This window comes from Streptomyces sp. NPDC054961, assembly GCF_053609145.1.
Genome location: NZ_JBSGWY010000013.1, coordinates 50172 through 70692 on the forward strand (window position 1 = coordinate 50172; position 20521 = coordinate 70692).

Below are 20521 nucleotides of genomic sequence, written 5' to 3' on the forward strand. Positions count from 1 at the left end.
CCCACCGAGCGCGCGCCTCACCCCGCACTCGAGAGCGGGCGCCCCCCGCCCCGCCCGCGCGGCCCCCGGGCCCCTTCGTCATCGTCCCCGGGGACAGGGAGGACAAGGCGCGCTCAGGCGGCCTTGGTCTCCCAGAAGATGCGGTCGATCTCGGCGATGAGCTCCAGCGCCTTGGCGCCGGTCGCCGGGTCGTTCGACGCCTTGGCGGCCGAGAGGGCCTTCAGGGTGTCGTTGACCAGAGCGTGCAGCTGCGGGTACTTCTCGAAGTGCGGCGGCTTGAAGTAGTCGCTCCACAGCACCGAAACGTGGTGCTTCGCGAGCTCGGCGCGCTGCTCCTTGATGGTGATGGCGCGCGCGCGGAAGTCGGCGTCGTCGTTGGCCTGGTACTTCTCCTGCACGGCCTTGACGGACTCGGCCTCGATGCGGGCCTGGGCAGGGTCGTACACGCCACACGGCAGATCGCAGTGGGCGGAGACCTTCGCCTTGGGGGCGAAGAGGCGGGAAAGCATGGAGTTTGTCCTCCTCGTGATCGTCTTCTCAAGGGGGAGATTACTCCGTGAGAGAGACGTTTTCGCGGCCGCCCCCATGGGCTTGGGACAAAAGTCCAGGGCCGTACCCGGGCCGGTGCGCGAATGTACGGAAGAGTGCGGCAGCATGCGGGGTGGGACAAGGTGCGGGCGAGGAGGTCACGGATGGTCCGGAACACGCCCTCGGGACGGCGGTCGCCGTCGGTGTGGTCGTCTCCGTTGAAGCGGATCGGCGTGCTCGAGGTGACGGGTCCTTCGATGGCTCCGACGCTCGAGCACGGGGACCAGCTGCTGGTCCGGTACGGGGCGCCGGTGCGGCCGGGCCACGTCGTGGTGCTGCGCCACCCGTTCCAGCAGGACCTGCTGGTCGTGAAGCGGGCGGCGGAGCGGCGGCCGGGCGGCTGGTGGGTGCTGGGCGACAACCCGTTCAACGAGACGGGCGACAGCACCGACTACGGGACGGTTCCCGACGAGCTGGTGCTGGCGACCGGGGTGGCCCGTTTCAGGCCGCTCCCCCGGCCGGAGCACGCGGCGCGCGATCAGCGGTCGCTGAGGGCCCGGGTCTCCTGGGCGGCCTCGGCGCTGCGTCCGCTGCGCGCGGACTCCTCGGCCTCCAGGCGCTTGCGGGCGCGGTAGGCCGCGACGTTGGCGCGGGTGGCGCACCGGTCGGAGCAGTAGCGCCGGGAGCGGTTGGTCGAGGTGTCCAGGTAGGCGTTGCGGCAGGGGGCCGCCTGGCAGAGGCCGAGCCGCCCCGGGCCGTGCTCGGTGAGGTGGAAGGCCAGCCCGAAGGACGCGATCGCGGCGTAGCCCGCGGAGGCGTTGGAGGGGTGGTCGGCGAGGTGGATGTGCCAGTGGGGCCCGCCGTGCTCGTCGTGCTCGTCGATGGGCCCGTGTCCCGAGACCTGGGGGCTGACCGGGAACTCCATGAGCAGGGAGTTCAGCAGGTCGACGGCCAGGACGTGGTCGCCGCCGTCGGCCGCCTCGAAGACGGTGCGCAGCCTGCCCCGGACGTTGCGGAAGCGGGTGACGTCGGTGTCGGTGACCCGGCGGGCCATCTGCACGCTGGCGCCGAAGAGCGCCCGGACGGCGTCCACGGAGGTCAGCGAGTCCTTGTTGCGGGCCGGCTCCTCGGTGTTGACCAGGCGCACGGCGTAGTCCGAGTAATAGGCCAGTTCCACTTGTAGTCCTTACGGCTGCGGATTGTTGTCTCCGTAACGGCCGAGACAGCTTCTAGGGTATTACGCATACAGGAGGGCGGGGCGGACGCGGCACGCACCGAAGGGCGGGCGGCGCAGGCCGCCCGGACCCCTCGGCGCGAGCCGGAGCGGCCCCGGCGCCCCGGACCTCGCATGCGGTACCGGAAGTAACACGGACCGCGCCGCCCAGAGGTTCCCGGAATCCATCCGTACGGGCGCCGCCCCCGTTCCCGCCCCGTTGACGCGTGCCCGAAGCCGGACGTCCGCCGCACGCGCAAGGGGCGGTACGGGAGACCCGTACCGCCCCTTGCGCGTGTGAAGCCGTTACAGCACCTTGGACAGGAAGGCCTTCGTCCGGTCGTGCTGCGGGTTGCCCAGGACCTCGCGGGGGTGGCCGGATTCGACCACGACACCGCCGTCCATGAAGACGAGGTTGTCGCCGACCTCGCGGGCGAAGCCCATCTCGTGGGTGACCACGATCATGGTCATGCCCGACTCGGCCAGGTCCCGCATGACGTCGAGGACGTCGCCGACGAGCTCCGGGTCGAGCGCCGAGGTGGGCTCGTCGAAGAGCATCAGCTTCGGTTCCATGGCCAGCGCGCGGGCGATGGCCACGCGCTGCTGCTGGCCGCCGGAGAGCTGGGTCGGGTAGTTCGCACCCTTGTCGCCGAGGCCGACGCGGTCGAGGAGCTTGACGGCGCGGGCACGGGCCACGGCCTTGCTCTCGCCCTTGACCATGACGGGGGCTTCCATGACGTTCTCGATGGCCGTCATGTGGGGGAAGAGGTTGAAGCGCTGGAAGACCATGCCGATGTCCCGGCGCTGGGCCGCGACCTCGCTGTCCTTCAGCTCGTAGAGCTTGCCGGCCTTCTCGCGGTAGCCGACCAGCTGACCGTCGACCGAGAGCCGGCCGGCGTTGATGCGCTCCAGGTGGTTGATGCAGCGCAGGAAGGTCGACTTGCCGGAACCGGACGGGCCGACCAGGCAGAACACCTCGCGGGGGGCCACCTCGAGGTCGATGCCCCGCAGGATGTGCGCGGCGCCGTACGACTTGTGGACGGCCTCGGCCTTGACCATCGGCTGGGCGGTCACTTCGACACCTCCGTACGGCGGAACATGTTCAGGTTGGCCCGCAGCCGCTGGAACGGCGTGGGCGGCAGGGAACGCAGCGCACCGCGTGCGTAGCGGCGCTCCAAGTAGTACTGGCCGACGCTGAACACACTGGTCAGGGCCAGGTACCAGATGGAGGCGACGAACAGCATCTCCATGATGGCGCCGGCCGTGGACCCGATGTTCGACGAGGCCCTCAGCAGTTCCGTGTACTGAACCGCGGACACCAGCGACGAGGTCTTCAGCATGTTGATGAACTCGTTGCCCGTCGGCGGGATGATCACGCGCATCGCCTGCGGGAGCACCACGCGGCGCATGGTCTGCGTCTGGGTCATGCCCAGCGCGTGCGAGGCCTCGCCCTGACCCTCGTCGACGGACTGGATGCCGGCCCGGACGATCTCCGCCATGTACGCGCCCTCGTTCAGGCCGAGGCCCAGCAGGGCGACCATGAACGGGGTCATGAGTTCGACGGTCTCTTGCTTGTAGATCGGGCCGAGGTTCACGTACTGGAAGATCAGCGACAGGTTGAACCACACCAGCAGCTGTACGTAGACCGGGGTGCCGCGGAAGAACCAGATGTAGAGCCAGGCGACGGTGTTCGTCACCGGGTTCTTCGAGAGCCGCATCACCGCGAAGACGATGCCGAGCACGAGGCCCAGCGCCATCGCGGACACGCTGATCACGACGGTGTTGCCCAGGCCGCTGATGACCGAGGGGTCGAAGAGCTTGTCGCCGACCGTCTTCCAGATGACGTTGCCCTGCGAGAAGGCGTAGACGAGCCAGCCCAGCAGCACGACGACGACGACACCGCTGACCCAGCGGCCGTAGTGCCGTACGGGGATTGCCTTGATGGCCTCGTAGGGGGTGCCCGAGGCGCCGGGACCGGCCGGCGGGGTTGCGGCCGGACCCTTTTCGATCTTGTCAGTCACGATGACTGCCCTTCAGTGGAACTCAGGAACCAGGACCCCGGGGCCGCGAGGGCCACCGGGGTCACCCGGGTCACTTGCCTGCGTTGACCGTGGCGGAGGTGACCGCGCTGTCCTTGACGTTCCACTTCTCCAGGACCTTGGCGTAGGAGCCGTCCTTGATGATCGCGTCGAGTGCCTGCTTCAGGGCGTCGCGCAGCTGGGTGTTCTCCTTGCTGACGCCGATACCGAAGAGACCGACGTCGCTCTGCGCGCCGCCGACCTCGAAGTCGTTGCCGCCGCCCGAGGTCTTCGCGATGTACGCGGCGACCGGGAAGTCGTTCAGGTCGGCCACGGCGCCGCCGGCCTTGACGCGGGTCTGGGCCTCGGCGTCGGTGTCGAAGGACTCGATGGTGAGCTTCTTGTCACCGCACTTCGTGGCCTGGGCCTTGAAGGTGTCCTCGTAGATCGTGCCGCGCTGGACGGCGACGGTCTTGCCGCACAGGTCATCCAGGGACTTGATGCCCTGCGGGTTGCCCTTCTTGACGAGGAGCGAGACGCCGGAGGAGAAGTAGTCGACGAAGTCGATCCCCTTGCCGATCTGCTTGCCGTCGTCGTCGAGGCCCTTCTGGCGCTTCTCGTTGTCGGTGACCGACGACATGATCGCGTCCTGGCGGCCGGAGTAGATCGAGGTGATCAGACCGTCGAAGCTGCCCGAGGTGAACTCGAACTTCACGCCGAGCTGCTTGCCCAGCGCCTCGGCGATGTCGGGGTCGACACCGACGATCTTGCCACCCTCGGTGAACTCCATCGGCGCGTAGGCCGCGTCCGTACCGACCTTGACGACACCCGCGTCCTGGATCTTCTTCGGCAGGGCGGAGAAGAGCGGGGCGTCGTTCGACTTCGAGCTGCCGCCGTCCTTCTTCTCGGTCTGGTCGCCACAGCCGGTGAGGATCAGGGCGCCGGCGACCGCGATCGCGCCGACCGCGGCGATCCGGGACCGGGCGGCGGTCGTACGACGGGTGGTGCTTGCGGTCATGAGCTGGTTCCTCCGGCAGTGGGGAAAGAAGCATCCGAGACGGTCGTGCACGCACCATCGAGTGTCGCGACCTTGTGTGATTACGGCATCTTGCCATTCGGACTGAGACATTCAGGGTGCCCGTCAGGTCAAAATCGGATAACGGAGACCCCCGGGTACCCAACAGCCCTGCGGATAAGGGCCCTCGGGGCCGGATTAAACGCTGTGACCAGGCGTTTTGGCCGCAGTTTTTGCGGTGCGTCTCGCCTATCGGACGCCAAGGTTTGGACTTTTCGCCAAAACCGGGGCAAGCGACCTATGGTCGAGGGGGAATCGACTCGTCTGGGTGAGTGTTCTTCGGGTAGAACAGATCCTTACACCCCTCATCCGGGGCTCAGGGCGCGCGTGCGGCGCGCCCGCGCGTACGAACCTCCCCTTCGCGCGGACGGGCTACCAACCGTCTGTGCGGAGTACGGACGCGGTGCCCGCCCACCCCTTAACCAGGAGTGGTCACCCTCAATGATTCAAAGACTTAAGGGGTCAACACAGTGGCAGCGGAGATCGTCAATCCTCGCAGCGACAGCGTGACGGACAACAACCCCGATGCGGTGTTCGCGCTGCACCGGGGCGGCAAGATGGCCATCGTGGCCACCGTGCCGGTCCACAACAAGGACGACCTGTCCCTGGCGTACACGCCCGGCGTTGCGAAGGTCTGCAGCGCCATTGCCGAGCAGCCCGACCTGGTGAACGAGTACACCTGGAAGTCCAACGTGGTCGCCGTCGTCACCGACGGTACGGCCGTGCTCGGACTCGGTGACATCGGGCCGGAAGCCTCCCTCCCCGTGATGGAGGGCAAGGCCATTCTCTTCAAGCAGTTCGGTGGAGTGGACGCGGTTCCGATCGCGCTCGCCACCAAGGACACGGACGAGATCATCGAGACCGTGATCCGCCTCGCGCCGTCCTTCGGCGGCGTGAACCTGGAGGACATCTCCGCCCCCCGGTGCTTCGAGATCGAGCGTCGCCTCCAGGAAGCCCTGGACATCCCGATCTTCCACGACGACCAGCACGGCACGGCCATCGTGACGCTGGCCGCCCTGCGCAACGCCGCGAAGCTCACGGGTCGGACCCTCGCCGACCTGCGGGCCGTGATCTCGGGCGCGGGTGCGGCGGGCATCGCCATCGCCAAGATCCTGGTGGACGCCGGCATCGGCGACGTCTGCGTCACCGACCGCAAGGGCGTCGTCTCCGCGGACCGCTCCGACCTGACGGACGTCAAGGCGGAGATCGCGGGCCTGACGAACAAGACCGGCCAGACCGGTTCCCTGGAGACCGCCCTCGCGGGCGCCGACGTCTTCATCGGCGTCTCCGGCGGTACGGTCCCCGAGTCCGCGGTGGCGACGATGGCGAAGGACTGCTTCGTCTTCGCCATGGCCAACCCGAACCCGGAGGTCCACCCCGACGTCGCGCACCGTTACGCGGCGGTCGTGGCCACGGGCCGTTCGGACTTCCCGAACCAGATCAACAACGTGCTGGCCTTCCCGGGCATCTTCGCGGGTGCGCTGAAGGTCCGCGCGAGCCGGATCACCGAAGGCATGAAGATCGCCGCCGCCGACGCCATCGCCGGCGTCGTGGGCGACGAGCTCGCCGCCGACTACGTGATCCCCTCGCCGTTCGACGAGCGCGTGGCGCAGGCCGTCACCGCGGCCGTCGCGGCGGCCGCCAAGGCGGACGGCGTGGCCCGTCTCGCCTGATCGCCTCACCAGTCGTACGCAGCAGGGCCCGGCCGGACACTTCGGCCGGGCCCTGTTGCCGTCCGCCGCGGCGACCGTCCGGGGGCGGGGCCTGGATCCGGGGGCTACTGGGCGGTAGCCTCGCGGCCATGTTCGCTGCCTATGCCGCCCGAATCGACCGTGACCAGCCGCTACGAGGCCTCGAGCTGGGCGACCGCCCCGCGCCGCAGGCCCGGCCCGGCTGGGTGACCGTGAACGTCAAGGCCGCCTCCCTGAACCACCACGACCTGTGGTCCCTGCGCGGAGTCGGCCTCGGCGAGGAGAAACTCCCGATGATCCTCGGCTGCGACGCCGCCGGGATCGACCAGGACGGCAACGAGGTCGTCCTGCATTCCGTCATCGGCCAGAGCGGCCACGGCGTCGGCCCCGACGAGCCCCGCTCGATCCTGACCGAGCGCTACCAGGGCACGTTCGCCGAGCAGGTCACCGTCCCCGCCTGGAACGTGCTGCGCAAGCCCGCCGAGCTCTCCTTCGAGGAGGCCGCCTGCCTGCCCACCGCGTGGCTGACCGCGTACCGGATGCTCTTCACCAATGCCGGCGTCCGCCCCGGGGACTCGGTCCTGGTCCAGGGCGCGGGGGGCGGCGTCGCCACCGCCGCGATCGTCCTCGGCAAGGCGGCCGGTCTGCGGGTCTTCGCGACCAGCCGGGACGAGGCCAAGCGCCGGCGCGCGGTCGAGCTCGGCGCCGTGGAGGCGTACGAGCCGGGCGCGCGGCTCCCCCAGCGGGTGGACGCCGTCATCGAGACGGTCGGCGCGGCCACCTGGTCGCACTCGGTCAAGTCCCTCCGCCCCGGCGGCACCCTGGTCATCTCGGGCGCCACCAGCGGAGACCGCCCGGCGCACGCGGAGCTCACCCGGATCTTCTTCCTGGAACTCAAGGTGGTCGGCTCGACGATGGGCTCGAAGGACGAGCTGGAAGACCTGCTGTCCTTCTGCGCGGCGACCGGGGTCCGGCCGGTGATCGACGAGACGCTGCCGTTGGACCGGGCCCGCGAGGGCTTCGAGAAGCTGGAGTCCGGCGACCTCTTCGGCAAGATCGTCCTCACGGTGTAGGCGGCTCGCGACCCGCTTCGTCAATGCAGGTTGACACCCTCCCGTGCGTCAACCTACATTGACATGCATGACGGAAGCTACCGATCTCGCGGAGCGTGCCGGTGACCGCGACCCCCGTGTGGGCCTGCGCGCCGTGGCCGCCCTCCGACGGCTGCTCGAGCAGCTGGAGGCCGTCCAGGTGCGCAGCGCCCGCGCGCAGGGCTGGTCCTGGCAGGACATCGCGGCCGAGCTGGGAGTCAGCCGGCAGGCCGTACACAAGAAGCACGGGAGGCTCTGATGTTCGAACGCTTCACCCGGGACGCCCGCTCCGCCGTGACCGGCGCGGTCACCGAGGCCCAGCGGGCCGGGGCCGCCTCGGTCACGGAGGAACACCTGCTCCTCGCGCTACTCGCCCAGGGCGCCCTCGACCCCCTGGGCGTGGACCGGGACGCGCTCGCCGCCGACCTCGCGGCGGCCCGCCGCCGGGGCGGCATGTCCAGGGCGGACGAGAAGGCCCTCGCGGATCTCGGCATCGACCTCACGGAGATCGTCTCCCGCATCGAGGAGACCCACGGGGAGGGCGCCCTGTCGGCCCCCTCCCCGGCCAGGCGCACCGGCCGCACCCGCTTCACCCCGGGCGCGAAGAAGGTGCTCGAGCAGTCGCTGCGGATCGCCCTGGGGCGCAAGGACCGGCACATCTCCTCCCTCCACCTGCTCCTCTCCCTCCTCTCCCGCCCCGGCACCCCCGCCGAGATCCTCACGGACCACGGGGTCACCTACGCCGCGGCCGAGTCGGGCCTGGCGGCCTGAAACCCGACGAGCCCCCCGGGCCGGCAGGCGCGGGGGGCTCGTCGGAACGGGTGGAACGGCGGGAGCAGACGGCGCAGATGGAGCTCGCGAAGCCGCCGTGTTCCTAGCGCGGCGGCCGCAGTGTCGCCGCGATGCGGGAGGCCGCCGCCGCGAGGTGCTCACGGGCCTCGGACAGCTGGTCCCGGGTGACCCCGTGGTCGCGGGCCGCGTCGCGGATGTCATCGCGGAAGCGGTCCAGCAGCCGGTCCATGTCACGCGCCGGGTCGCCGGTCGCCGGCACGTCCCGGGCCCAGTCCGGGTCTCCCGCCGGGGCCTGGGCCGAGGCCCCCGGAGCGCCGGCGGAACCGGGCGCGCCGGGCGAACCGGCCGAGGCGCCCGCGGGAGCCGCGGAACCCGAGGCCGCACCGCCGAGCCAGGCACCCGCCAGATTGCCCAGGACCCCGCCCGACTTCGCGAGCTGCTCCTGCAGCTGACCGGCGATGCGCTGGACCTCCTCGCGGGCCCGCTCCTGCGCCTCCTTGGCCTGGCGACGGGCCTGCTGGGCCTCCTCGCGGGCCCGCCGGCTCTCGTCCTTCGCCCGGCGCGCCTGCTCCTTCCACTCCGCCTTCGCCTTGCGGAGCTCCTCCTTGGCGGCCTTCCAGGACTCGTCCTCCACCTGCGTGGCCGACGCGTTCGCCGCGGCCCGCATCTCGCGCCGCAGGTCACCCGCCGCCCCGCTCACGTCGGCGCGGATCTCGGCGGCGAGCTCCGAGACGGAGTCGCGGATCTCCAGCTCCAGGTCGGCCAGTTCACCGACCCGGCCGGCGAGTTCGGCGCGACCCGCCTCGGTGATCGAGTACACCTTGCGCCCGCCTTCGGTGGCGTACGTGACCAGGCCCTCGGCCTCCAGCTTGGAGAGGCGCGGGTACACCGTGCCCGCGGAGGGCGCGTACAGCCCCTGGAACCGCTCCTCCAGGAGCCGGATCACCTCGTACCCGTGGCGCGGGGCCTCGTCGAGCAGCTTGAGGAGGTACAGGCGGAGGCGGCCGTGGGCGAAGACGGGCGGCATGTCAGAGCACCTTCTTGTCGAGCTCGAGAGGAGCGGCCGGGGCGGCGGGGCCGTCCTCGGCCGGGCGGCGCAGCAGCGCGATGGACCCGGAGACGGTGGTGGCGCGCAGGGTGCCCGTACCGGCGCCCAGGGTGCCGGTGATCCGCTTGGCGCCCAGCTGACCGGAGACGCGCAGGTCCTCGAAGGCGTTGGAGACCCCGCCGGTGGCGGTGTTGGCCTCGACGCGGGCGTCGGCCGGGTGCGGGAGGCGGATGGCGACCTGCCCGGACACGGAGTTGAGGAAGATGTCCACCGGACTCTGCCCGGGACGGCCGTCGAGGGCGAGGTCGATGAGCATGTCGCCGCTGACCGAGTCGGCCCGTACGGTGCCGGCGGCGCCGTCGAGGACGGTCAGGTCTCCCGAGACGGAGTGGAAGCCGAGCTCACCCGTCACGGACTGGGCCTCGACGCCGCCGGAGACGGTGTGCGCCTTGATCCTGCCGGAGAGGCCGACGAGCGTGGCACCGCCGGAGACCCCGTGGATCTCGGTGCCGCCGTCGATCCCGGAGACGAAGGCGGCGGCGCTGACGGCGGCCAGCTGGACGCGGGTGGCGGCCGGGACCGCGAGGGTCACGGTGGCGCTGCGCTCCCAGGCCTTGCGGCCGGAGCCGGAGGCGGACCAGGCCTTCCACGGCTTGCTGTCGAACCACTTCTTGAATCCCTGCGAGCCGTTCCAGGGGAGGTCCTCGTAGGAGACGGTGAGGACACCGTCCTCCTGCACCACGTGCAGGGGCGGGCCGTCGACCTCGGCCACCTCCAGGTAGGCCGGGCCCTCGTCCGCGGCGACCACATTGACCGTGCCGCCGACGACGCGGACGCGGACCTCGGTCACCGGCTCCTCGAAGGTGAGCTTCTGCGGTTCGGCGACCGACCACGTCTTCTGCACTGCCTCTGCCATGCTGCTGATCCTCCTCGGCGTACGTGCACGGACTGCGGACTGCTGGGTGTGCTCGACGCACGCAACATATCGCGTCTTCTGACTAACACGATATATCGCGGTTGGGGTAAGTCAAGGGCGGCAGGGGGATGCGGCAGTCCGCACGCATGAGGTGACGGGGCGCGGCGCGGGCCCGCCGGGCCCGCGTCCGCGGGCCGGCCGGCCGAACGGGCAGCCGGAGGCAGCCGCCGCACGGGTGCCGGCGGCGCGGGGCGGCCCGGATCGGTCCTGAGTTACGCCGCCAGCAGCGGGCTCGCGTGCCGGCGCAGCCAGGCCCGGTACGGCGGAGTGCGCAGCGCCGCTTCGCGGTAGGCCGCGCGGAGGTCCTCGTACACCTGCGCGCAGGTCGCCTCGTGCGCGCCCGGCCGGGTCGCGAGGAGGAGGCGCACGGCGAGCGGGTCGCCCGAGAGCGGCCGGATCGCCATGTCCTCGCGCGGCCCGGAGGTGGGCTGGCAGGGGGCGACGGCCTCGCCGGAGACGATCAGCGAGGTGGCCGTGTGGTAATCGGCGTGCAGGAGGGGCGGGTCGAGTCCGGCGACCGCGAAGACCCTGCGCAGGCCGTCCCATTCGCCGTCCACCGAGGGGTCCACGGTCCACCGGTCGGTGGCGAGGTCCCGCAGCTCCACCACGGACCGGGCCGCCGCCGGGTGGTTGCGGGCCATGGAGACGAACTGGGGCTCCCGCTCCATGAGCACGCGCAGCCGCAGACCGGCCGGCACCTGGAGGGGGCTTCCCTCCACCTCGTGGACGAACGCCACGTCGAGCTGCCCCGAAGCCGTCATCCGCAGCAGCGCGTTGGCGGAGACGTCGACCACCAGGTCGGTCTCCGTGTCGGGCAGCCGCCGGTGCAGGCGGCGCAGCCAGCCGGGCAGGGCGCGGCTGGCCGTGGAGCCGATCCGCAGCCGGGGTCCCTGGGACAGCGCCCGTGCCTCCGCGACGAGGGCGGCCATCTCGGCGAGGAGCGGCCGGGCCCGGCCGAGCACGCTGCGCCCGAAGGGGGTCGGCCGGCAGCCGGTGCGCTCGCGCAGGAACAGCTCACCGTCCAGGGCCCGTTCGATGCGGCGCAGCTGGGTCGTCAGCGAGGGCTGGCTCACGCCGAGTTGCCGGGCGGCCTTGTGCAGGCTACCGGCGTCGGCGATGGCGCACAGGGCGCGCAGGTGCCTGACCTCAAGCTCCATGCCCAGAGAGTAGGCCGGTCGGCTCCGACCGCACCAGCCACTGGCATCCCCCCGAATCCCGCCATTCTCAGGGGTGTTGGCCTGCCGAAAACCCTCCGATAACCCCGCGTTATCGGGGGCTGGCATCATCCGCCGGCCGCCCCCGCTCCCGCAGACTCCGGTACCGAACGGATCCCCCCACCACCCCCCGCACCGGAGCAGGAGTCCCCCATGCGCCACTCCCGCAAGACCATGATGTCCGCCGCCGCCGTCGGTTTCGGCGTCGCCGCCGTCCTCGGCGGCATCGTCCCGAGCGCGAGCGCCGCCGCCGGCCCCGCCTCGGGCAGCCCGAGCTCGTACGCCGCGTACGCGAGCTCGCAGGAGAACCAGGCCGCCAACCGCGCCTTCTTCGACGCGGTCCAGCGTTCGGTGGCCGAGCAGCGTGCCGCGAACCCGGGCCTGCAGGCCGTGACCGTCACGTACAACACCCGCAGCGCCCCGAGCTTCCGCAGCCAGATAGCCCGCTCCACCCAGATCTGGAACGGCTCGGTGGCGAACGTCAAGCTGCAGGAGGTGTCCTCGGGCGGGAACTTCTCGTACCGCGAGGGCAACGACTCGCGCGGCTCGTACGCGAGCACCGACGGCCACGGCCGGGGTTACATCTTCCTCGACTACCAGCAGAACCAGCAGTACAACTCCACCCGCGTGACCGCGCACGAGACCGGACATGTGCTCGGCCTGCCGGACCACTACTCGGGTCCGTGCAGCGAGCTGATGTCGGGCGGCGGCCCCGGCACCTCCTGCCAGAACGCCACCCCGAACTCCGCCGAGCGCTCGCGCGTCAACCAGCTGTGGGCCAACGGCCTCGTCGCCTCGGGCCTCGACTCGAAGGGCTAGGCCCGGCGGGGCCTGAGCCCGGCGGGGCTCAGGCCCCGGTGGGCACGTACGCCGCGCAGTCCGGGTTCCGGCAGGAACCCGGCACCCACTCGGGGATGAAGATCCCGAGCGCCTTGCGCCGTCTGACCACCGTGTCGACGGGGCGTCCGCAGGCCGGGCACGTCTGCTGCTCGTGCCCGGCCCGCGGGGCGATCGTCTCGTGTACGCGCTGCCGCTCTTGACCGGTCATACCTCCACGGTAGGCCGGTTCCGCGCGTCCCGGGGGGGGGGGGGCGGGCCCCCCCCCCCGCGGGGGCGGGGGCGGGGGCGCCGGGGGGGGGGGGGGGCGGCGGGCCGGGGGGGGGGGGGGGGGGTGTTTGTGTGGGCCCCCCCCACCCGAGAAATCTACAACGTCTAAAGTGAGGCGGGGACGCGTGCTCGGGGGGGCGGGGGGGCCGCGCGGCGGCCCCCCCCCGCGCGCGGGCCGGCGTCCGGGAGCCCCGGGGCCGGCCGGGAGCCTCAGCGCTTGACGGCGTACGAGGTGATGGTCTGGCCGCCGCCGAGGACCGTGCAGCCGGTCAGCTCCAGCGGGCGGACCCCGAAGCCCGCCCGCGACATCGGCATGCCCGTGCCGGCGAAGACGGGGTAGGTCTTGACCACGAACGCGTCGATCTCGTCGATCAGCTGGGTCGCGAGGTCCGCCCCGCCGCACAGCCAGATCCCGAGCCCGTCGCGCGCCTTCAGCTCGCGCACCCGTGCGACGACGTCGCCGCTGATCAGCTGCACGTCCGGGGCGGGCGCGGCGGTGAGGGAGCGCGAGATGACGTACTGCTCGCGCAGATGGCCGTAAGGGCTGGCCTCGCCGGCCTTCAGGCCCGGTTCGTAGGTGTTGCGGCCCATGAGGACGGCGTCGAACCGCCGTGCGGGGGTGTCGGAGAGGCCGAGCTGGGTGCGCCCCTGCGCGGCGATGGTCTCCGGGTACTCCGCCTTCAGGTGGTCGATGAACTCGGGGTCCAGGTGGGCGTAGAAGAAATCGCCGTCACCGTCCGGGGCCCCGATGAACCCGTCGACCGTCGTGGCGATGAAGTACGTGAGCTTGCGCAAGCGAGTCTCTTTCGTTCGACCGTGCACCTCCAGCGAGGCACGTCGGACAAAGTACTTCACGTGAAGTGGTCACGCAAGGGATGACTGCGGCTTGCGCCACATCGGCCACATCAGCGGGCCGTCCGGCAGCCGCACCGGCGTGCCCGTGTGCTCGAAACCGAGCCGCTCGTAGAGCCGGCCGCTGCGCTCGCTGCTCGCCTCCAGGTACGCCGGCAGGCCCTCGCGGTCGCACCGCTCCAGCACCGGCTCGATCAGCCCCCGCCCCAGCCCCTCCCCCTGCCGTCCCGGCGCGACCGCGATCATCAGCAGGTACTCGTGCTCCTCCGCGGTCGGGTGCGCCTCGCCCGTCAGCCGGCCGACCAGCTCGCAGCGCTCGTTGTCCGGGTCGGCCACCGCCCGCATCTTCGCCGGGACCTCGTCCGGGGCGGCCTCCCCCTCCGGATCGCCGGCCGGGATCCGCAGCCACAGCGCCGCGGCCGAACCGTCCGCCGCGTAGTCGATCCTGCCCTCGGCCAGCGCCACGTCCACGAAGACCCCGAGGAACTTCCCGTGCACCGCGGCCCGGTGCGCGGGGTCGGGGAACACCCAACTGCTCACCGGGTCCTCGCGGAACGCCTCGTCCAGCAGCCGCGCCACCGCGTCCCGGTCCGACTGATCCGCCCGACGTGTCTCCAGCGCCATGGGTCCCGCCCTTCACTTCGCTCACGTGTCAACCACCGTGAGCGATCCTAGAGTTGGCCCACCGGAGCGAAAAGGCCCGTTCCGGCACCGTGCGGTGCCGGAACAGGCCTCGGGGCGCCCCTCCACGCCTACGCGTTCACTTCGTACGGCGCGTCACGAACTCCGCCAGCGCCAGCAGCCCGTCCGCCGCCCCGAGGTCCGCGACCGCCCGCGACAGCTGCTGCACCGCCCGCCCCATCCGGTCGGCGGCGTGGGCCTGCGCCCAGTCCCGCCCCCCGGACCGCTCCACCGCGTCGGCGGCCCTGCGCACGTCGTCCCCGGTCATGGGGCCCGCGTACAGCGCGGCCAGTTCCGCCCCCGCCGTGGTGCCGGAGGTGAGGGCGGCCACGACGGGCAGGGACTTCTTGCGGGCGGCCAGGTCGGCCCCCGCGGGCTTCCCGGTGTGGCCGGGGTCCCCCCAGATGCCGATCAGGTCGTCGATGAGCTGGAAGGCCAGTCCGGCCTCCCGCCCGAAGGCGTCCATCGCGTCGACCTCGTCCGGGCCGGCCCCCGCGTACAGGGCGCCGAGCGCGCACGCGCAGCCCAGGAGGGCCCCGGTCTTGGCCATCGCCATGGTCAGGCACTCGTCGAGGGAGACGGACGCCCGCTGCTCGAAGGCGCAGTCCGCCTGCTGGCCCGCGCACAGCTCGATCACGCAGGCCGCGAGCCGGGCCGAAGCCGCGGCCGAGGCGGGGTGCGGGTCCTCGGCGAGCAGCCGGAGCGCCAGCGCCATCATGGCGTCACCCGTGATGATCGCGTCCGGCACCCCGAAGACCGTCCAGGCCGTGGCCCGGCCGCGCCGCCGGACGTCCTTGTCGATGACGTCGTCGTGCAGCAGCGTGAAGTTGTGCGCCAGCTCCACGGCCGCCGCCGCCCGCACGGCGTCCGCCGCCCCGCTCCCCGCGCCCCCCAGGGCCTGGGCGGAGGCGAGCACCAGCGCCGGCCGCAGGGCCTTGCCCGCGCTGCCGGACGCGGGGGTGCCGTCCTCGTTCTCCCAGCCGAAGTGGTACATCGCCACGCGCCGCATCGAGCCGGGCAGGCTCTCGACGGTCCGGCGCAGTTCCGGGTTGACCGTTTCTCTCGTCCGGTCGAGCAGGGCAGCGGCATCCTGCCCCTCGCCGGCGGCGATCGCCTCGATGGTCGACACGGTCAGCGCCAGCGCGCGATCTCGACGTTCTCCAGGACGCCGAGCGCGTCCGGCACGAGCACCGCGGCGGAGAAGTACGTGGTGACCAGGTAGGAGATGATCGCCTGCTCGCTGATCCCCATGAACCGCACCGAGGTGCTCGGCTCGATCTCGTCGGGGATCCCGGGCTGGTGGAGGCCGATCACGCCCGACTCGTCCTCGCCGGTGCGCATGCAGAGGATGGACGTCGTCCGGGCGTCGCTGATCGGGATCTTGTTGGACGGGAACAGCGGGACCCCGCGCCAGGACGGCACGCGGTGGCCGCCGATCTCGACCGACTCCGGGTACAGGCCCCGCCGGTTGCACTCCCGGCCGAAGGCGGCGATGGCCTTCGGGTGCGCGAGGAAGAACTTGGATCCGCGCCGCATGCTGAGCAGCTGGTCCAAGTCGTCGGGGCCGGGCGCGCCGTCGTGCGGCTGGATGCGCTGGTCGTAGTCGGCGTTGTGCAGGAGGCCGAAGTCGCGGTTGTTGAGCATCTCGTGCTCCTGGCGCTCGCGCAGCGCCTCGACCGTGAGCCGCAACTGCTGCTCGGTCTGGTTCATCGGCTGGTTGTACAGGTCGGCGACGCGGGTGTGGACCCGCAGGACCGTTTGCGCGATGGAGAGCTCGTACTCGCGCGGGCGGGCCTCGTAGTCGACGAAGGTGCCGGGCAGGACGGCCTCGCCCTGGTGGCCGGCGGAGAGGTCGATCGCGGCCTCGCCGTACTTGTTGGTGCGCTGCTCGGGCATGGCCCGTACGGAGTCCACGTGCGCGCGCAGCGATTCGACCCGGTCGGCGAGGATCTGGAAGTCCTGGCGGGAGAGGACGAGCGCGGTACCGGCGGTGGCGGCGCGGGCGGTCCACTCCCAGATGGCCTCCTCGTCGACGAGGGAGTCCTCGCCGAAGTAGGCGCCGTCGGCCACGGTCGACAGGACGGCGTCGTCGCCGTAGGGGCCGGTGCCGATCTGGTCGACGCGGCCGTGGGCCAGCAGGAACACCTTGTCGGCCGGGTTGCCGAAGGAGGTGAGCTCCTGGCCGGCCTCGAAGTCGATCTGGTGACAGCGCGCGGCGAGTTCGGTGAGGACGTCGAGGTCGTCGTAGTCGCGCAGGAGCGGCAGCTCGCCGAGCTCGGCGGGGATCACCTGCACCTGGGTGCCCGTCTTGACGAACTCCACGCGACCGTCGCCGACCGCGTAGCTCAGCCGCCGGTTGACCCGGTAGGTACCGCCCTGGACCGACACCCACGGGAGCATCTTCAGGAGCCACCTGGAGGTGATCTCCTGCATCTGCGGCGCGGACTTGGTCGTGGTTGCCAAGTTCCTCGCGGCCGAGGTGCCGAGACTGCGCTGCGGGGCCTGGACCCCGGATTCGGAACCTGCCTGGACCGACATGTGTTTCCCTTTCGATCACTCCATGGATCTGCGCTCGCAGCCTTCCAGCACGGACCGTGGTGGGACCATTACACAAAAGGGTGGGACTACTCCGTCCGTGGACGGGGCATCCTCTGGAGTTCAACTCCCTCACCACGAGCCACTCGCACCCCACCCGTTTCAGCCATCGGCGCCGCCGAGGGCCGTTTGAATTTGAATCTTGGATGCAAGTTTCCTACGGTGACCCCATGCGGCTGACCCGATTCACCGACCTGGCGCTGCGCGTCCTGATGCGCCTGGCCGTCGAGGAGACACCCGAGGCGGACCTCCCCACCACCCGGGACGTGGCGGCGACCATGGAGGTCCCCTACACGCACACCGCCAAAGTGGTCGCCAAGCTGCAGCACCTCGGCCTGGTCGAGGCCCGGCGCGGGCGCGGCGGCGGCCTCGCCCTGACCGCCGCCGGGCGGACCGCCTCGGCGGGCGCGGTGATCCGCGAGCTGGAGGGCGCCGGCGACGTCGTGGACTGCGAGGGCACGGCCCCGTGCCCCCTGCGCGGCGCCTGCGTGCTGCGCGGGGCGCTGCGCCGGGCCCAGGAGGCCTTCTTCGCGTCACTGGACCCCCTGACGGTGAACGACCTGGTCGCAGCCCCGACCGGCCCGCTCCTGCTGGGCATTTCGGGCAGTTCACCGAGGATCCCGGGCCCCTGACGACGGGGTCCCGATGGCCGGTTCGCACCGGCGAGGGGCCCCCGAGACCCGAGTCCGACCAGCCTTTCGAACGGAAGTCCGCATCAAGGCGGACCCGTTACCCGTCCCAATAAATAAGCATCTTGAATGCAACTTTCCACGGAGGAGTCCCGCATGCTGTCCGAGAAGTCGACCGCGACCGTACGAGCCACCCTGCCCGCCGTCGGCGCGGCCATCGGCGAGATCACGGAACTCTTCTACGCGAAGCTCTTCGCGGCCCACCCCGAGCTGATCCGCGACCTGTTCAACCGCGGCAACCACAACGCCGGGCTCCAGAAGCAGGCCCTCGCCGGCTCGATCGCCGCCTTCGCCACCCACCTCGTCGCCCACCCCGACACCCGCCCCGACGTGATGCTCGGCCGCATCGCCCACAAGCACGCCTCCCTCGGTGTCACCCGCGCGCAGTACCCGCTCGTCCACGAGCACCTCGTCGCGGCCATCGCCGAGATCCTCGGCGACGCCGTCACCCCGGAGGTCGCCGAAGCCTGGGACGAGGTGTACTGGCTGATGGCGAACGCCCTCATCGCCATCGAGGAGCGCCTCTACGCCGAGCAGCAGGTGGTCGCCGGGGACGTGTGGCGCGAGTGGACCGTCACCGCCCGCGTCGAGGAGACCGCCGACTGCGCCACCTTCCACCTCACCCCCGCCGACGGCGCCCCCGCACCCGGCGCCAAGCCCGGCCAGTACGTCTCCGTCCAGGTGGAACTGGCCGACGGCGCCCGCCAGATACGCCAGTACAGCCTCTCCGGCGCCCCCGGCTCCCCGGTCCGCTCGATCACCGTCAAGCGCGTCCACGGCCGGGCCGCCGGCGGCCCCGACGGCGAGGTCTCCCACCACCTCCACACGGAGGTCCGCACCGGGGACACCCTGCGCGTCTCGGCCCCCTACGGCGACCTCGTGCTCCAGGACTCCGCCGCGCCGGTGGTCCTCGCCTCCGCCGGAATCGGCTGCACGCCCATGCTCGCGATGCTCCGGCACCTCGCCGAGACCTCGCACCCGGCTCCCGTGACCGTGCTGCACGCCGACCGCTCCCCCGCCGACCACGCCCTGCGCGCCGACCACCGCGCACTGACCCACAAGCTCCCCGACGCCCGGGCCCACTTCTGGTACGAGACCGCGGCCGAGCCCGGCGACCGCGAGGGCCGCCTCGACCTCACCGGCGTCCCGGTCGCGTCCGGCACCAGGGCCTACCTGTGCGGACCGCTCCCCTTCATGCGGGCGGCGCGCGAGCAGCTGATCGCCAGGGGCGTGGCGCCCGCCGACATCCACTACGAGGTCTTCGGCCCCGACCTGTGGCTCGCCTCGGCCTAGGCCCGACCCCGCCCCTGCGCCCTCACCCTTCCCCGCCCCTCCCCCGCGCCCTCTGCGCCCTTGCGGCGGAATGACTGCCTCCATTAGACCGTTGAGTGATAGATCGCTCACGCAGAGTCAAGGAGTCGGCCATGTCCGCACCCATGTCCGCAGACCGGTTCATCGGCGCCCTGCGGGCCGAGGGCCTCACCGTCGTCGAAGTCGGCGCCTGGCGCACCCACAACCGCAACCACAAGGGGCCCTGGGGTCCGGTCAACGGGGTGATGGTCCATCACACCGTCACGCACGGGACCGCGTACACCGTCCAGCTCTGCCGCGACGGCGACCCGGCCCTCCCCGGCCCGCTCTGCCACGGGGTGATCACCAAGGACGGCCGGGTCCACCTCGTCGGCTACGGCCGTGCCAACCACGCGGGCTCGGGCGACTCCGCGGTCCTGGCCGCGGTGATCGCGGAGAAGCGGCTCCCCCCGGACCAGCACGCGGACACCGACGGCAACCGCCACTTCTACGGCTTCGAGTGCGAGAACCTCGGCAGCGGCACGGACCCCTGGCCGGCGGTCCAGCTCGACGCGATCGCCCGCGCGGCGGCCGCCCTGTGCCGCGTCCACGGATGGACCGCCCGCTCGGTGATCGGCCACCTGGAGTGGCAGCCGGGCAAGATCGATCCGAAGGGGTTCACGATGGACTCGATGCGCGCCCGCGTGGAGGAGCGGCTGAAGTGACAATGGCCTGGTGAACGAGGCTCCCGAAGCGTCCGAGGCGCTGCTCCCCCGACCCCCGTCCCCGCTGGCCGAAGCGGCGGACGAGCGCTTCGCCGAGCACGGCGTGGCGCTGCTGCTGAAGCGGGACGACCTGGTCCATCCGGAGCTGCCGGGCAACAAGTGGCGCAAGCTCGCGCCGAACCTGCGCGCGGCCGTCGCGGGCGGATACCCGGCGCTGGCGACCTTCGGCGGGGCCTACTCGAACCACCTGCGCGCCACGGCCGCGGCCGGCCGCCTGCTGGGGCTGGAGACCGTCGGGATCGTCCGGGGCGACGAGCTCGCCGGGCGTCCGCTGAACGAGTCGCTGGCCCGGTGCGCCGCGGACGGCATGCGGCTGCACTTCGTCTCCCGCGCGCAGTACCGCCTCAAGGCCGATCCGGCGGCCCTGTCCCGGCTCCTGGAGGCGGCCGGTGCGGGCGGGGCGTACGTGGTCCCGGAGGGCGGCAGCAACGCGCTCGCCCTGCACGGCTGCACCGAGCTCGGGCGCGAGCTGCGCGGCGTCTGCGACGTGGCCGCGGTGGCCTGCGGCACCGGAGGCACGCTGGCCGGACTGGCGGCGGGGCTCGGCGCCGGGCAGCGCGCGGTGGGCGTACCGGTGGTCGGGGGCGGCTTCCTGGAGGGGGAGATACGTTCCCTCCAGACGGCGGCCTTCGGCGGTCCGGCCGGTGACTGGTCGCTGGCCGAGGGATTCGCCCACGGCGGCTACGCCCGCGTTCCCGACGCGCTGGAGGCCTTCGCGGCGGACTTCGAGTCCCGCCACGGCCTCCCGGTGGAGCGGATCTACGTGGCGAAGCTCCTCTGGGCGCTGCTCGCCCTCACCCGCGCCGGCGCCTTCCCCCGGGGCTCCACCGTGGCGGCGGTGGTCACGGGCCGGCCGTGACCGGGCTCCGCGGCTCC

At 71.8% G+C, this 20521-nt stretch carries 23 protein-coding genes; 10 read left to right on the forward strand and 13 right to left on the reverse strand.

All coding sequences use genetic code 11. The annotated features are described in order from the left end of the window. Positions 1-113: 113 nt before the first annotated feature. Entirely contained in the window at positions 114-509 is a 396-nt protein-coding gene (sodN, locus tag ACWF9Z_RS14710) for a superoxide dismutase, Ni (protein ID WP_215025411.1), read from the reverse strand. Between the two features lie 183 nt (positions 510-692). Between sodN and sodX the strand changes: the two genes are divergently transcribed. Continuing rightward, positions 693-1163: a nickel-type superoxide dismutase maturation protease gene (sodX, locus tag ACWF9Z_RS14715; protein WP_453601938.1), complete on the forward strand. Its 471-nt coding sequence runs from the start codon at positions 693-695 to the stop codon at positions 1161-1163. Here the strand turns inward: sodX and ACWF9Z_RS14720 are convergent. The 4 genes from ACWF9Z_RS14720 to ACWF9Z_RS14735 form a co-directional block, all read right to left on the reverse strand. Beyond that, complete coding sequence (locus tag ACWF9Z_RS14720) at positions 1067-1705, reverse strand: CGNR zinc finger domain-containing protein (RefSeq protein WP_453601940.1); 639 nt, start codon at positions 1703-1705, stop codon at positions 1067-1069. The two genes, sodX and ACWF9Z_RS14720, sit on opposite strands and share 97 nt — an antisense overlap. 342 nt (positions 1706-2047) lie before the next feature. Beyond that, the gene (locus ACWF9Z_RS14725; protein ID WP_453602171.1) at positions 2048-2800 is read right to left on the reverse strand and encodes an amino acid ABC transporter ATP-binding protein; all 753 of its coding nucleotides are present in this window, start codon (positions 2798-2800) and stop codon (positions 2048-2050) included. 11 nt (positions 2801-2811) lie between these two features. After that, positions 2812-3762 (reverse strand): amino acid ABC transporter permease, encoded by a 951-nt coding sequence (locus tag ACWF9Z_RS14730; RefSeq protein ID WP_453601943.1) that lies wholly within the window; start codon positions 3760-3762, stop codon positions 2812-2814. 70 nt (positions 3763-3832) lie between these two features. After that, on the reverse strand, positions 3833-4777 hold the full coding sequence (locus ACWF9Z_RS14735; protein WP_453601946.1) for an ABC transporter substrate-binding protein: 945 nt from the start codon (positions 4775-4777) through the stop codon (positions 3833-3835). A gap of 527 nt (positions 4778-5304) precedes the next feature. Between ACWF9Z_RS14735 and ACWF9Z_RS14740 the strand changes: the two genes are divergently transcribed. From ACWF9Z_RS14740 to ACWF9Z_RS14755, 4 genes are all read left to right on the forward strand, one after another. Next, positions 5305-6507, forward strand: coding sequence for an NAD(P)-dependent malic enzyme (locus ACWF9Z_RS14740; protein ID WP_453601949.1), 1203 nt, complete (start codon positions 5305-5307; stop codon positions 6505-6507). A gap of 128 nt (positions 6508-6635) precedes the next feature. After that, complete coding sequence (locus ACWF9Z_RS14745) at positions 6636-7598, forward strand: zinc-binding dehydrogenase (RefSeq protein WP_356649393.1); 963 nt, start codon at positions 6636-6638, stop codon at positions 7596-7598. A 67-nt stretch (positions 7599-7665) separates the two neighbouring features. Next, on the forward strand, positions 7666-7875 hold the full coding sequence (locus ACWF9Z_RS14750; RefSeq protein WP_215015209.1) for a helix-turn-helix domain-containing protein: 210 nt from the start codon (positions 7666-7668) through the stop codon (positions 7873-7875). Next, a complete protein-coding gene (locus ACWF9Z_RS14755) occupies positions 7875-8387 on the forward strand; it encodes a Clp protease N-terminal domain-containing protein (RefSeq protein WP_453601953.1) in 513 nt (170 codons plus the stop codon). The genes ACWF9Z_RS14750 and ACWF9Z_RS14755 overlap by 1 nt, the downstream gene beginning before the upstream one ends. A 103-nt stretch (positions 8388-8490) precedes the next feature. On the opposite strand, the gene ACWF9Z_RS14760 is transcribed toward ACWF9Z_RS14755, so the two are convergent. From ACWF9Z_RS14760 to ACWF9Z_RS14770, 3 genes are all read right to left on the reverse strand, one after another. Beyond that, positions 8491-9435, reverse strand: a complete 945-nt coding sequence (locus ACWF9Z_RS14760; RefSeq protein ID WP_453601956.1) for a helix-turn-helix transcriptional regulator — start codon at positions 9433-9435, stop codon at positions 8491-8493. A 1-nt stretch (position 9436) separates the two neighbouring features. Next, positions 9437-10372, reverse strand: coding sequence for a DUF4097 family beta strand repeat-containing protein (locus ACWF9Z_RS14765; protein WP_453601959.1), 936 nt, complete (start codon positions 10370-10372; stop codon positions 9437-9439). Between the two features lie 272 nt (positions 10373-10644). Beyond that, positions 10645-11589 (reverse strand): LysR family transcriptional regulator, encoded by a 945-nt coding sequence (locus ACWF9Z_RS14770; protein WP_453601961.1) that lies wholly within the window; start codon positions 11587-11589, stop codon positions 10645-10647. Between the two features lie 210 nt (positions 11590-11799). Here ACWF9Z_RS14770 and snpA point away from each other — a divergent pair, with 210 nt between their 5' ends. Further along, positions 11800-12465, forward strand: coding sequence for a snapalysin (snpA, locus tag ACWF9Z_RS14775; RefSeq protein ID WP_453601964.1), 666 nt, complete (start codon positions 11800-11802; stop codon positions 12463-12465). A 28-nt stretch (positions 12466-12493) separates the two neighbouring features. On the opposite strand, the gene ACWF9Z_RS14780 is transcribed toward snpA, so the two are convergent. From ACWF9Z_RS14780 to ACWF9Z_RS14800, 5 genes are all read right to left on the reverse strand, one after another. After that, the gene (locus ACWF9Z_RS14780; RefSeq protein WP_453601967.1) at positions 12494-12694 is read right to left on the reverse strand and encodes a hypothetical protein; all 201 of its coding nucleotides are present in this window, start codon (positions 12692-12694) and stop codon (positions 12494-12496) included. Positions 12695-12963: 269 nt separating this feature from the next. After that, complete coding sequence (locus tag ACWF9Z_RS14785) at positions 12964-13548, reverse strand: dihydrofolate reductase family protein (RefSeq protein WP_453601969.1); 585 nt, start codon at positions 13546-13548, stop codon at positions 12964-12966. Positions 13549-13617: 69 nt separating this feature from the next. Next, positions 13618-14229, reverse strand: a complete 612-nt coding sequence (locus ACWF9Z_RS14790; RefSeq protein ID WP_453601972.1) for a GNAT family N-acetyltransferase — start codon at positions 14227-14229, stop codon at positions 13618-13620. A 136-nt stretch (positions 14230-14365) separates the two neighbouring features. Further along, positions 14366-15427, reverse strand: coding sequence for a family 2 encapsulin nanocompartment cargo protein polyprenyl transferase (locus ACWF9Z_RS14795; protein ID WP_453602173.1), 1062 nt, complete (start codon positions 15425-15427; stop codon positions 14366-14368). After that, positions 15418-16824, reverse strand: coding sequence for a family 2B encapsulin nanocompartment shell protein (locus ACWF9Z_RS14800; RefSeq protein WP_453601975.1), 1407 nt, complete (start codon positions 16822-16824; stop codon positions 15418-15420). The genes ACWF9Z_RS14795 and ACWF9Z_RS14800 overlap by 10 nt, the downstream gene beginning before the upstream one ends. 227 nt (positions 16825-17051) lie before the next feature. Between ACWF9Z_RS14800 and ACWF9Z_RS14805 the strand changes: the two genes are divergently transcribed. From ACWF9Z_RS14805 to ACWF9Z_RS14820, 4 genes are all read left to right on the forward strand, one after another. Next, positions 17052-17513 carry an RrF2 family transcriptional regulator gene (locus ACWF9Z_RS14805; protein WP_453601977.1) on the forward strand — a complete coding sequence of 154 codons (462 nt, stop codon included), beginning with the start codon at positions 17052-17054 and terminating at the stop codon, positions 17511-17513. Positions 17514-17666: 153 nt separating this feature from the next. After that, a complete protein-coding gene (locus ACWF9Z_RS14810; protein ID WP_453602176.1) occupies positions 17667-18863 on the forward strand; it encodes a globin domain-containing protein in 1197 nt (398 codons plus the stop codon). A 131-nt stretch (positions 18864-18994) separates the two neighbouring features. After that, a complete protein-coding gene (locus ACWF9Z_RS14815; RefSeq protein WP_453601980.1) occupies positions 18995-19585 on the forward strand; it encodes an N-acetylmuramoyl-L-alanine amidase in 591 nt (196 codons plus the stop codon). 10 nt (positions 19586-19595) lie between these two features. Beyond that, on the forward strand, positions 19596-20504 hold the full coding sequence (locus ACWF9Z_RS14820; protein WP_453601983.1) for a 1-aminocyclopropane-1-carboxylate deaminase/D-cysteine desulfhydrase: 909 nt from the start codon (positions 19596-19598) through the stop codon (positions 20502-20504). Positions 20505-20521 lie beyond the last annotated feature (17 nt).